The organism is Halomonas sp. KG2 (genome assembly GCA_030440445.1).
GTDB lineage: Bacteria > Pseudomonadota > Gammaproteobacteria > Pseudomonadales > Halomonadaceae > Vreelandella.
The window spans coordinates 2,091,331-2,103,332 of the sequence record CP098528.1; the positions used below are offsets into that span (position 1 = coordinate 2,091,331).

General features: G+C 51.2%; 11 protein-coding genes. 3 read left to right on the forward strand and 8 right to left on the reverse strand.

The window, feature by feature from the left end; genetic code table 11:
• Nucleotides 1-72 precede the first annotated feature (72 nt).
• The 6 genes from NDQ72_09740 to gloB all read right to left on the reverse strand — a co-directional run bounded on the left by NDQ72_09740 (nt 73) and on the right by gloB (nt 7,990).
• Entirely contained in the window at nt 73-1,671 is a 1,599-nt protein-coding gene (locus NDQ72_09740) for a dipeptide ABC transporter ATP-binding protein (GenBank protein ID WKD30199.1), read from the reverse strand.
• Nucleotides 1,664-2,737 carry an ABC transporter permease gene (locus NDQ72_09745; GenBank protein ID WKD30200.1) on the reverse strand — a complete coding sequence of 358 codons (1,074 nt, stop codon included), beginning with the start codon at nt 2,735-2,737 and terminating at the stop codon, nt 1,664-1,666. The genes NDQ72_09740 and NDQ72_09745 overlap by 8 nt, the downstream gene beginning before the upstream one ends.
• 2 nt (nt 2,738-2,739) lie before the next feature.
• On the reverse strand, nt 2,740-3,813 hold the full coding sequence (locus tag NDQ72_09750) for a microcin C ABC transporter permease YejB (GenBank protein ID WKD30201.1): 1,074 nt from the start codon (nt 3,811-3,813) through the stop codon (nt 2,740-2,742).
• A 99-nt stretch (nt 3,814-3,912) separates the two neighbouring features.
• Complete coding sequence (locus NDQ72_09755) at nt 3,913-5,793, reverse strand: extracellular solute-binding protein (protein WKD30202.1); 1,881 nt, start codon at nt 5,791-5,793, stop codon at nt 3,913-3,915.
• 194 nt (nt 5,794-5,987) lie between these two features.
• Nucleotides 5,988-7,193, reverse strand: coding sequence for a transglycosylase SLT domain-containing protein (locus tag NDQ72_09760; GenBank protein ID WKD30203.1), 1,206 nt, complete (start codon nt 7,191-7,193; stop codon nt 5,988-5,990).
• A 29-nt stretch (nt 7,194-7,222) separates the two neighbouring features.
• On the reverse strand, nt 7,223-7,990 hold the full coding sequence (gene gloB, locus NDQ72_09765) for a hydroxyacylglutathione hydrolase (protein ID WKD30204.1): 768 nt from the start codon (nt 7,988-7,990) through the stop codon (nt 7,223-7,225).
• A 111-nt stretch (nt 7,991-8,101) separates the two neighbouring features.
• On the opposite strand from gloB, the gene NDQ72_09770 reads away from it, so the two are divergent.
• Both NDQ72_09770 and rnhA read left to right on the forward strand, forming a co-directional pair.
• Nucleotides 8,102-8,899: a class I SAM-dependent methyltransferase gene (locus NDQ72_09770; protein WKD30205.1), complete on the forward strand. Its 798-nt coding sequence runs from the start codon at nt 8,102-8,104 to the stop codon at nt 8,897-8,899.
• Nucleotides 8,892-9,401 carry a ribonuclease HI gene (gene rnhA / locus NDQ72_09775; GenBank protein WKD30206.1) on the forward strand — a complete coding sequence of 170 codons (510 nt, stop codon included), beginning with the start codon at nt 8,892-8,894 and terminating at the stop codon, nt 9,399-9,401. The genes NDQ72_09770 and rnhA overlap by 8 nt, the downstream gene beginning before the upstream one ends.
• A 187-nt stretch (nt 9,402-9,588) precedes the next feature.
• Here rnhA and NDQ72_09780 read toward each other — a convergent pair whose 3' ends face one another.
• Nucleotides 9,589-10,968, reverse strand: coding sequence for a DEAD/DEAH box helicase family protein (locus NDQ72_09780; GenBank protein ID WKD30207.1), 1,380 nt, complete (start codon nt 10,966-10,968; stop codon nt 9,589-9,591).
• Nucleotides 10,965-11,477 carry a hypothetical protein gene (locus NDQ72_09785; GenBank protein WKD30208.1) on the reverse strand — a complete coding sequence of 171 codons (513 nt, stop codon included), beginning with the start codon at nt 11,475-11,477 and terminating at the stop codon, nt 10,965-10,967. Before NDQ72_09785 ends, NDQ72_09780 begins: the two co-directional genes overlap by 4 nt.
• A 196-nt stretch (nt 11,478-11,673) precedes the next feature.
• Between NDQ72_09785 and NDQ72_09790 the strand changes: the two genes are divergently transcribed.
• A complete protein-coding gene (locus NDQ72_09790; GenBank protein WKD30209.1) occupies nt 11,674-11,946 on the forward strand; it encodes a helix-turn-helix domain-containing protein in 273 nt (90 codons plus the stop codon).
• The last annotated feature ends 56 nt before the right edge of the window (nt 11,947-12,002 follow it).

The window sequence follows — 12,002 nt, forward strand, 5'->3', positions numbered from 1 at the left end:
TATCTTACTTCTGCGTTCATGCGTTGCCAGCTTGAAAAAACGCCGAGATAACCTCTTATGTTAACTAGGTAGCTAGTGCAAGTGGGCAGCTTCTATCAACGCTTTGGTATAGGGGTGCTGTGGGGCGGCGAGTACTTCCAGGCAATCGCCTTGCTCTACCACATCGCCATCTTTTAGCACCATAATGCGGTGGGCCATAGCGCGCACCACGGCAAGATCATGGCTAATAAACAGGTAGCTTAGTTGGCGGCGTGCCTGAAGTTCTCGCAGTAGCGTGACCAACTGTTTTTGTACGGTCCGGTCTAATGCTGAGGTTGGTTCGTCCAGTACCAGTAGTTCAGGTTCTAGGATAATGGCCCGCGCCACTGCTATGCGCTGGCGCTGTCCCCCTGAAAACTCATGAGGGTAGCGGGCAGCACAGCTTTCCGGCAGACCCACTTCTCGCAGCGTTCGATGCACGCGTTCGGTGACTTCTGCATTGGTCAAGTTAGGGTAATGAAACTGCAGGCCTTCACTGACAATATCAAATACCGGCATGCGCGGAGAAAGCGCTCCGTAAGGATCTTGAAACACCATTTGTAGCCGATGGCGCTGGCGTCGAAGCGTGTCGCCAGAGAGCTGGCTCAACGTGGCATTGCCCAGTATCACCTCACCTTGGCTAGCGACTAATCGCATAACCGCTGACGCCAGCGTCGTTTTTCCAGAGCCTGATTCGCCAACAATGCCCAGCGTTTCGCCAGGGGCGATGGTTAGGTCGGTGGCTTTCAGGGCCTCAAAAGCGGGTGGCTGGCGCTGAAAAAGTCCTGTCCTCGGGCGCTTGAAGCTCACGCTAAGCTGGCGTGTGGTCAAAAGCGGCGTGGTATCGGCAGGCTCAGCAGGTCGGCCTTCTGGTTCGGCGGCAATAAGGGCTTTGGTGTAGTCGCTTTGGGGATTATTAAATACATCGGCAACGCTACCGGTTTCCTGGATTTTCCCTTGATACATGACGCATATCCGGTCTGCATGGCGACGTACCAAATTTAAGTCGTGACTGATAAACAGCACACCCATGCCGTGATGATCGCGGAGTTCTTTCAGCAGGGCTAAAATCTCTTGCTGAACGGTCACATCGAGCGCCGTCGTTGGCTCATCCGCAATCAGCAGTGCCGGATTATTGGCAATGGCCATGGCGATCATTACCCGCTGGCGCTGGCCGCCAGAAAGTTGATGTGGCCAGGCGTCAAGCAGTTCGTCAGGACGCGGTAGTTTGACTTGTTCTAACAGTGCCTTGGCCCGTGTACGTGCAGCCTGCCCGCTAAGGCCCTGGTGTAAACGAAGGGTTTCACCTATTTGCTTGCCAATGCGGTGAAGCGGGTTGAGCGACGTCATTGGCTCTTGGAAAATAAACCCCACCTGATTACCGCGAATACCATTCCAATCACGTTTGCCTAGTTGGTTAAGGTCGGTCTCTTCTAACCAGCGCTGACCGCTTACGCTAGCATTGTCAGGCAGTAAATTAATCGCGCCCAGTGCAGAAACCGACTTGCCCGAGCCAGATTCCCCCACGATAGCGAGCGTTTCGCCCGCATTGACAGTGAGAGAGAGGGAATCAACAACGACGTTGCCATCGAAGGAAACAGAAAACTCGCTTAAGCGCAGTAGTGGTTTGGCAGTGTTTGCGTGATTAGGCATGCTTGGCTTCCTGGGCGGGTGACTGATGCTGCTTCACATGTCGTGGGTCGAAGGCATCGCGAAGTCCTTCACCAATAAACACCAGTAGTGAGAGCATAATGGCAAGCGTCATAAACGCGGTGATGCCAAGCCATGGAGCATGCAGGTTGTTTTTGCCCTGTGCCGCGAGTTCGCCAAGTGAAGGCGCGCCAGGTGGCAGACCAAAGCCTAAAAAGTCCAGCGCGGTGAGTGTGCCAATGGCACCAGTGAACAGGAAGGGGATAAACGTCAGCGTGGCTACCATCGCGTTAGGTAGCACGTGGCGCCACATAATCAGCCGAGAAGGGAGTCCCATGGCCTTGGCTGCACGCACGTACTCAAGATTGCGTGCGCGCAAAAACTCGGCGCGCACAATATCAACCAGTCCCAGCCACGAAAACAACAGCATGATGCCAAGTAACCACCAGAAACCGGGTTGCACAAAACTGGCCAATATAATCAGCAGAAATAGCACCGGTAATCCCGACCAGATTTCCGTGATGCGCTGTCCGATGAGGTCTACTTTGCCGCCAAAATAACCCTGCACACCGCCCACTACTACGCCCAGTACTAAAGAGCCTGCGGTGAGCACCAGGGCAAAGGCAACCGATAGTCGAAACCCGTAAATGACTCGCGCTAATACATCACGCCCTTGATCATCGGTACCCAGCCAATGGCGCCTATCTGGCGGTGCAGGCGAAGGTCGTGTCATCAGCATATCGAGAGTTTGATAGGAGTAGGGAATCATCGGCCATAGCGCCCAACCGTGATCGCTGATTTGCTGTTGGACAAAGGGATCTAGGTAGTCGGTACGGGTGGGTAAGAAGCCGCCGAATTCGGTTTCCGGATAATCGACCAGTAGCGGTACATACCACTGCCCGTCATATTTCATTACGAGAGGCTTGTCGTTGGCGATCAGTTCAGCCAATAAGCTGATAATAAACAGAACGCCAAATAGCCACAGCGATACTCGGGCGCGGCGATTGGCTTTAAATGCTGCTAGGCGACGCAGCGTAATCGGCGAAAGACGCGAGCTGATAAATGTCATGTTTATGACTCCCTCGACGCAAAATCAATGCGTGGGTCTACCCATACATAGGTCAAGTCGGATATTAGCTTTAGCAGCAGCCCGATCACTGTATACAGAAATAGCGTTCCGAAAATGACGGGGTAGTCTCGCTGCATTACTGCCTCAAAGCCTAATAAGCCGAGGCCATCCAAGGAAAAAATTACCTCGATGAGCAGTGCGCCGGTAAAGAAAATGCCAATCATTGCAGAGGGCAGCCCAGCAATGATAATCAGCATGGCATTGCGGAAAACATGGCCATACAAAATACGCTGTTCGTCGGCACCTTTGGCCCGGGCTGTCAGCACGTACTGCTTATGAATTTCATCCAAAAAGCTGTTTTTGGTCAGCATGGTGAGAGTGGCAAAACTGCCAATCGCGGCAGCCAGTACCGGTAGGATGATATGCCAGAAGTAGTCTTTAGTTTTGCCCCAAGCGGATAGCTCGGAAAAATCGGGCGATGTTAAGCCGCGTAGAGGAAACCAATCCAGGTAAGTGCCACCAGCAAATACGACAATAAGCAGAATGGCGAACAAAAAGCCCGGAATGGCATAGCCTACGATCACCAGACCTGAGGTCCAGACATCAAAGCGAGAGCCGTGTCGTAGCGCTTTGCGGATGCCTAAAGGAATAGAAATGAGATAGACCAGCAGCGTTGTCCATAAGCCTAATGAAATAGACACGGGCAGGCGCTCGATCATCAGTTCAATCACCGGTCGATCACGAAAAAAGCTGGTGCCGAAATCGAAGGTGAGATAGTCCACCATCATGCCGATAAACCGTTCATGAGCAGGTTTGTCAAAGCCAAATTGCTGCTCTAACTGCTCGATAAAGCGCGGATCGATTCCACGCGCGCCCCTAGAGTCATCACTAACTTGTATATCCGCGCCCCCCATATCCAGGCGCGTGCTTGCCATGGCGTCGGCCCCCTCAAAGCGGGCCAGCATTTGGTCGATGGGCCCCCCAGGGGCAGCCTGAACAATCATGAAGTTAAGCAGCATGATGCCGAACAGGGTCGGGATCATCAGTAGCAGTCGGCGTAAGGTATAACGTGCCACAGCGCGCTCCATGAGTAATTGGGGGCCAAAAGTTATTGCCGGTAAGCTGTTATAACGATGTTGAAAGAATCTATGTTTGATGAATCTAGGTTGGCGAAATCAGCGGCGTCGATGACGGCGTTGTAGTTCTGCTTCTCGATCGGTGTTTACCCACCAAGCGTCTAAATCCATGGCATAAGCTGGAAACGGTTCTGGGTAGCCAAATTTATCCCACACAGCAATCCGCGTTTCGCCTGAATGATAGTGCGGAATGACATAAAAGCCCCAGCGCAGCACGCGATCAAGCGCTTGTGTAATAGTATCAAGCGTTTCACGGTCATCAGCACGAATCAGTTGCTCCACCAGCGCATCGACAGCCGGGTGGGCAAGGGCCATGCGATTGCGACTTTGGGGAGCCTCTGCGGCAGCACTGGTCCAAAAATCGCGTTGTTCATTGCCAGGATTGTTAGACTGAGGGAAATGGCTGATGACCATATCGTAATCGTAGCTGCGCACTCGGTTAAGGTATTGATTGATATCGACAATGCGTAGCGATGTTTGCACCCCAAGGCGTGCCATATTGCGTAGCATGGGTTGCACAACACGCTCCAGGCCCGAGTCGTAGAGCAGTACTTCCAGGGTAAGCGGTCGGCCTGTTTCACCGTGCACCAACACACCATCTTCTACGCGGTAGCCAGCGTCGCGCAGCAGATCAAGCGCAAGCCGCAGGCGTTCACGCAGCTCTGTGGGGTGTTCAATGGGCAGCGGGTCAGTGAACAGTCGTTCTGAATGATGGGAGTCCATCAACGCTTCACGAAAGGGTTCGAGTAGCGCAAGTTCTTCTTCTGATGGCGTTCCAGTAGCTTCCATTTCAGAATTTTGAAAAAAGCTTTCCGTGCGCCGATAGGTGCCATAGAAGATATTGGTGTTGAGCCAGGGGAAATCAAACGTGAGGCTCAGTGCTTCTCGAACCCTTGGGTCCTGAAACTTTTCTTCGCGTAAGTTGAAGACAAACGCCTGCATCATGGAGGGGTTAACATCGGGCACGGTAATCCGCTTAATTAAGCCGTCTTGGTAGGCAGGAAAATTATCATAGCCAATGGCCCAAGTGGCCGCACGTGCATCAGTTCTGAAGTCGGTAAGGCCTGCTTTGAAGGCTTCCCAGGCAATATCACGGTCGCGGTAGTACTCATAAACAACACGGTCGATGTTGTAGCGACCCACATTGACGGGCAAATTCTTACCCCAATAGTTGTCATCTCGTTGATAGACAATGCGCCGTCCAGGATCTACCTCGCTAATGCGATAGGGACCTGACCCAGGGTGTGCATCCAGGGTCGGAGAGCTGAAGTCGCGGGGTTCCCAGTAGTGACGAGGTAAGATAGGCAACTGGGCCACAATCAGTGGCAGCTCGCGTGACTCAGTGTCATTAAATTCAAAGCGCACTTGATGATCATTTAAGGCGACAGCGCGTTCGACACCGGCGTAATAGCTACTGTAGAAGGGGTTGCCTTGTTCACGCAGCAGGTTCAGTGAGAACACCACATCATAGGCCGTTACCGGCTCCCCGTCCTGAAAGCGAGCTTCTGGGCGCAAATCGAACTCTATCCATCGGCGTTCAGGGTCCAGGCGGACGCCTTCTGCTAGCAGCCCGTACAAACTGAAGGGCTCGCCTGGATTGCTGACCATCAACGAGTCATAAATATGTGAAATACCGGTAGCAGGCGTGCCGCGAATAATAAATGGGTTGGTAGAGTCGAAACTGCCCCCCACGGCGGTACGGGTAATCGTTCCGCCCTTGGGGGCGGACGGATTAACATGGGGGAAGTAGGCAAAATCGGGAGGTAGCTGCGGGCTATTGTAGAGAGATAGCCCGTGTACGGTCTCGACGGGGGTAGCGGTGTTGTTTTCGACGTCGTTTTCAGAAGCCAACAGCGACAGGCTCAACAGCAAGCCGCTGGTTAACAAAAGTACTTTGGTAAACAACACACCGCGTGGCATTGGTAACTTCCTGTAGCAACGAAGGCTTAGAAACTGGGCTTAGCACCTGAACTCAGACCCTGGGCTTAGAACCTGGGCTTAGAAACTTAGACACAACTGCTGAGTCACAGTGGCGGCGCTAATAGTAACTGAGACATAGCCAAGAAAGACTGCGTTTTAATCCTAGTTAACAAAGCCTGGTTAGATTCCCCAAATTACCGTCCTGAAAGCGTCAGCAGTTGACCTGGCTTCAGTACCTCTGGCCGTTCAATCGCATTCCATCTGATCAGGTCTTGTTGCGTGACATTATAGCGTGACGCAATCACTGACAGGTTATCGCCACTTTCAACGCGGTGAACGCTTGGCGTGCTGGTTGACGCTAATGCAGTACTGTTTGGTTGCGAAAGCTGAGCTAACACCTGAGTGTCGACTTCTTCAGGCACAAGTAACGTCTGTGCGCTGCGTGGGTCAAGGCTGCCATTCAGCAAGCCAGGGTTTAGCTCGGCCAGCGCGGATTGACTAACATCCAGAAGCTGAGAGGCCTGTGCCAGGCTTACTGGCTGCTCTAGCTGAACTTTGGCAAAAGCGGGATCAGGATGAATGTCGGGAAGTGAAACCCCGTACTGTTCCGGATTATTGATGATCGTCGCAATGGCTTTAAGTTTGGGAACGTACTGCATCGTTTCGTGGGGCAGTGATAGTTCCCAGTAGTCGCCTGCAAGGCCTTGGCCCTGAGCTTGGCGTTGCGCACGGTTAACGGTGCCAGCACCGGCGTTGTAAGCGGCCAGCGAGAGCATTAGGTCACCCTCATACCACTCATCTGCCTGCATTTCCAGGTAATCAAGCGCTGCTGCGGTAGACGTCACAACGTCTAAACGTCCATCGTAGTTGCCGTTGCGAACCAGACCTAGTGCATCTCCGGTACCCGGCATAAACTGCCAAAGCCCAGCGGCTCCTCGATGGCTTCGGGCGCTGGGGTCGAAAGAACTCTCAACAAACGGAATCAGCGCGATTTCTCCAGGAAGGCCACGCTCGCTCACTTGCTGGGTGATCCAAGCAAGCCAGGGAGTTGCTCGTTCCGTGATAGCGACAATATTTTGCGGGCTGGAACGGTAGTACTCTATCCACTTGTCGACACGTGCTTGAGCATCGGCGGGGAGATTTTTTTCCTGCCACTGGAAGCTGTCACGTAGTGTGCTCCAGGCATCTTGGGGTTGTAGCTCAAGTGCTTCCCAGAAGTGATGCTGAAAGGCATTGGGGCGGAAGTCGGGTAAAGCGGGCGCGTCATTGAGGGCGCTGTTAGATTGGTATGCTTCGGTAGTAGAGGCTTGAGAGCTGGCCGCTGCGGCTAAAAATAGGCTCACAATAACAGTGCTTCCAGCGCTTAGTAATAAGCGCTGGCGAATCGTTCGATAAGTCATAGTCGGTTCGTTTTTACTCGATAGCGTTCTTAAAAACGGTTCTTCCACTCGCGTAAAGTGGTGAACGTGGCGAGATCATCATCATTGACCCCATGTGTACCTACTGCTTGACGCACACTATCGGTGCTCACGCGCAAGTAGGGGTTGATCTTCAGCTCGCGTCCTATCGTGCTGGGTAAGGTAGGTCGGTCTAACGCCCGAGCCTTCTCACACTCCTGCAGTGCATATTTAACGTCTTCGTTATCAGGATCTGCAGCACGAGCAAATGTTAGATTCGCTTGCGTATATTCATGCGCTGCAAAGACCAGCGTATCCTCTGGGAGTTCCGCTAAGGTTTGCAGAGATGCAAACATTTGCTCTGGCGACCCTTCAAATAAGCGGCCACAGCCACCACAAAACAGGGTGTCGCCGCAGAAAAGTAGCGCAGGAATTCCTGGAGTGAAGTAACTCACGTGATCTAATGTATGCCCTGGCGTGGCCATGACTTCAAAAAGACGCCCCATAATACGTACTTCATCGCCGTGCCCTACCTGTTCATTAATACCTTCAATAGTAGGATTGGAGGGGCCAATAACCCGAGGCGAGAAGCGTTTAATCAACTCTGTAAGGCCACCCGTATGATCATGGTGGTGATGAGTGATTAAAATCGTATCAAGCGTTAAGGATTCACGCTCAAGAAACTCAATGACAGGTGCTGCTTCACCGGGATCCACCACGCAAACGCTTTGACTGGTATCCTGTCTTAATAGCCAAATGTAGTTATCGCTAAGTGCGGGAATCGGTGTCACGCTCATCATGGGCGAGATCCTTTAGTTCAAAAAATAGACGCTCAATTAGACGCTTTCGAATGCGCTTACGCTGGCGTTCAAAACGTTAAAAAGCGTTTACTGTGGAGGGAAGCGCTGTTCATGTCAACTTCGTCAACGGCAACTCGGCTCGCCCAGCAAATGGCGGAAAGCCAAGCATACTGGCAAACAGCGGCTGGCCGTTCGCTATGGGAGACGCAGCGAGCGTGTTTGGGGCCGTTGGTTGAGGGGCGCAAAGGTGGCCACAGTTTAGAGATGAGTATGGGCCCGACGTTGATGACGATGTCAGCCATTCCTCATATCATTCGCTGGTCACCGACGAGAGCAATGGCGGAGGCTTCGTCCACTTTAGTCTGTCCACCAGATCACCTTGCCTTACCAGACCGCAGTTTAGAGGTGGTGGTTATTCATCATTGGCTAGAGCATTTGCCAGACGCCCATCACACGTTACAAGAGGCTGCTCGGGTAACTTCTGATAGCGGTGTGTTAGTTCTGTTTGGTTTCAATCCGCTAGGATTAAACGGGTTAACCCAGCGTTGGCGTAAGCAGCAAGGGAATTTCCCTTGGAGCGGACAGTGGCGTACGGCTAGCCGTTTGCGCGATTGGCTGGCGTTTGTCGATTTTGACGTAGAACGCGTAGACTATTGCTGTTTTCGGGGGCCGATGAGCACCACCTGTGGAGAGCGCTGGGAAGCGTTGGGCCGCAGGCATAATTTACCGTTGGGTGAAAGTTACATGATTCAAGCGCAGCGGCGACAACGCCATGCGCCGGTAGAGCGTCTTAAATTTGGGTTGCGTGCACCGATCACTCCCACTTCTCTGGGAGCTACACGAACCGGTGTGTCTGCGCGATACCACTCAGGTCAACGTCGTCTAGAAAAGGATAGTGAAAGTGAGTAAGCAAGCAACCGATGGGTTGCCTCGCGTTACGGTGTATACCGATGGGGCCTGTCGAGGAAATCCGGGCCCAGGTGGCTGGGGTGTAGTGCTGTCAAGCGGGCAGCATGAGAAGACGTTAAAAGGCTTCGAAGCAGATACCACTAACAATCGTATGGAATTAATGGCGGCCATTATGGCGTTGCGAACGCTAAATAAACCGTGTGAAGTGGCTCTCTGGACCGATTCCCAGTATGTGCGCCAGGGGATTACTCAATGGATTCACAATTGGATTAAACGAGGCTGGAAGACAGCGGCCAAGCAACCGGTTAAAAACGCTGAGCTTTGGAAGACCCTTCACGAGGAAACACAGCGGCATCGTGTCGAGTGGCACTGGGTAAAAGGGCATAGCGGGCATCCCGGCAATGAACGCGCCGATGCGTTGGCTAACGAAGCCATTGATGAGCATAACAGGAGAGCAGCATGCGCCAAGTGCTGTTCTTCTATACACAAGACGTCTTTGTAAACAGTATCCGAGTATAGATAATTCAATGTTTTAATGCGAGATATAGAGTCGGTGTTCCCTTAAAATGTAAACGTTGACCTGTTTTTAGGTTTTCCTGTTTACATTTTTTATCGCCTCCTCAAAGATTCATTAATCTCGACTGAGTATTCCAGGAACTGTTTAGACCGCTTAGGGAGAGCCTGTGTAGTCATATCAAAGAAAGGAGGTACTGTCGGTAGTATTGAGAAAAGCTTAGTGTCAACAATGTGGAGTCAGTAACTTGCAACTCGCTCTTACCCTCCTGCTCAATAGGGGGAGGAGGGTGCTCATTATTTCCTGTTTCGCCCACTGTGTTGCCATAGGTATGTCTAGCGTATGATCCGGTACTGCTCCCATTTACTTTCTTTGACTGCAGCGTTGATTGATCTTCCGGCAGATCATTCGCGATTCTTTGTGAGTACTTGCGCAAAGTAGGCTCAGCGATGACATAGAGCCACGCCTCTCTGTCTTCAGCACCTATCTTTCTCAAAATTCGGCCAAGCACTTGCCTATAGTGAAGCTCTGTGCGAATGCGACTGAGGTAGCAGCATACTGCAAGTCGCTGTATATCTGTGCCTTCAGAAATCATGCTGACTGCGACAATCCAACAAGTGCTGTCATGTCGAAAGCGGTCAATTAATTGTTGAGCCCTTGGAGTTTTACTGGTGACTACGACATGACTTTGATGTTTGGCATGCAGTAGCTCCGCTATCTGATGGGCATGTTCAATATCCGTTGCCACAACGAGCCCACCAGCTTTTGGGATCGTATTTCTAATTTCAGTCAACTGCTGAATACCAATATCTAGTACGGCATTGAGAATGTCGTCATGGCGCAATAGGTCTTCGTAGCTAACAGGTGACTCACTGAGCAGTTGAGAGAAGCATGAAAACCCCCGAACGGACTCAGTGTTCTCTTTTTCTTCGACGAGCCTAATTACTGGGTTGTCAATTAACGTAATCCTAGGTGCTCTGCAAACGCCATCGTTTACGGCACTTTGAAGGTCATAACGATAGTCACAGATCAACTGCCCCTCTGGATCAGAGTACCTAGCTAATGCGATAGGCAGGTCATCAGAACGCCAAGGGGTTCCAGATAAGCCGAGAGTATAGGTCGCTTGATCCTGGATATTTCGAATAATCTGCTGTCCCCACGTGTTACTTAGTAGAGGATCGTGGCCTGCACAGTGATGGATTTCGTCGAAGATAGCTAATATGCGAAATTTTTGAAAAAGGTCCCAAAAATCTTCCGGTTGATACTCCATTGATTGGTAAGTGTAAGCGGCGCCTGATGATGCAATGACGTTTCCAAAACGCTGGCCTAAGACAGCAGAAAACGTACGCTGCATACCTGCTACCACTTCACGCGTAGGAGCAAAGCAAATAACGAAGTCGATCAGATGGTCTTCAAGTAACAACTTGGCTAGTTCGGCAGCAAGACGCGTTTTTCCGCTGCCAGGTGTTGCCTGGACGAAAAAATCACTGTGATTCAAATAGTGTGACTTAGCAAGATCTAAACACTCCGCTTGCCATGCTCGCAGTTCCGTCATGATGCACTGAGGTGGTCAAGGGCTTTCTCTAGAGCGCTGACACACCCTAACAGTCGTGAGCTACGCTCATGAGCCTTACGGCAATCACACGAAAGGGTATTTTTAAGCTCTGGATGGTCATGCATAAGCTGCTGAAAGGTCTCTACTTCTCCTAGCGATTCTAAAAATCGGCTTTGTGCCTCATTCAACTTTTTTTCCAAAACTGTGTGGCTATCGGAAGCTGCCCTTTTTCCTGATTTGCTTTCTTCGGTTGGTGGCGAGCTTACGTGATTGATAGCTGGCTCATTAAGCATTTGAGGATGAGTGCGTTGAAGCCACTCGGCAAAGCCATCTTTACCAGTACCTAGATCAGTCTCCATCAGTTCAGTGCTCACGTGATACAGCTGGCCACGCTTGCGTCTCTCACTATCCTTTTCAATCAAATGAGCCTTAACCAACTTTTTGATTCGCTCATAAATGAAACGTCGCAGCGGCGCTTTATGCGCAGGTTGTATTTCGTACAGATCCAAATACTGATCCCGAAGGTTTTGAACACAGAATGTTGAGTTTTCTGGCTTCAGTAAGAGCTCAATGATCCGACTATCTATGTTCGGAAGGTGATGGGGCATGGGTATAGGCATCAAAGGGGAAAAAATGCGGATTATAATCCGTGGCTTGATTGGCCGCAACGCCCGATAGTCCAGCCTCATGAACAATGAGGCTGGTATGGAAGAGCTTGCAGTCGCCATCGGAAAGAGCATTAGAAAAAAGCGTCAAGAAAATGGCTTGTCTCAGGATCGCTTTGCGTTGATAGCAGACATTGATCGTAGCTATATGGGCAGGATAGAGCGTGGAGAGGTGAACCTCACCATTGAGAAGCTGTATAGAATCGCAGCGATATTACAGTGCGAGCCGATAATCTTGCTCCCCAGGATGTCTTCCATCAGCTTACCGGCCCCTCGTAAGTCAAATAAAAGCGGAGGTAGCGAGGGGAGATAGCTTTTTTTGCGCTTACAATTGATTTGCTTGTAACTTAATAAGGCATAGCTACACAG

Excerpts from the sequence above, each read along its gene's own strand:
- NDQ72_09740 (WKD30199.1), bottom strand. The coding sequence starts at position 1,671 with ATGCCTAATCACGCAAACACTGCCAAACCACTACTGCGCTTAAGCGAG.
- NDQ72_09745 (WKD30200.1), bottom strand. The coding sequence starts at position 2,737 with ATGACATTTATCAGCTCGCGTCTTTCGCCGATTACGCTGCGTCGCCTA.
- NDQ72_09755 (WKD30202.1), bottom strand. The coding sequence starts at position 5,793 with ATGCCACGCGGTGTGTTGTTTACCAAAGTACTTTTGTTAACCAGCGGC.
- NDQ72_09760 (WKD30203.1), bottom strand. The coding sequence starts at position 7,193 with ATGACTTATCGAACGATTCGCCAGCGCTTATTACTAAGCGCTGGAAGC.
- gloB (WKD30204.1), bottom strand. The coding sequence starts at position 7,990 with ATGATGAGCGTGACACCGATTCCCGCACTTAGCGATAACTACATTTGG.
- NDQ72_09770 (WKD30205.1), top strand. The coding sequence starts at position 8,102 with ATGTCAACTTCGTCAACGGCAACTCGGCTCGCCCAGCAAATGGCGGAA.
- NDQ72_09780 (WKD30207.1), bottom strand. The coding sequence starts at position 10,968 with ATGACGGAACTGCGAGCATGGCAAGCGGAGTGTTTAGATCTTGCTAAG.
- NDQ72_09790 (WKD30209.1), top strand. The coding sequence starts at position 11,674 with ATGGAAGAGCTTGCAGTCGCCATCGGAAAGAGCATTAGAAAAAAGCGT.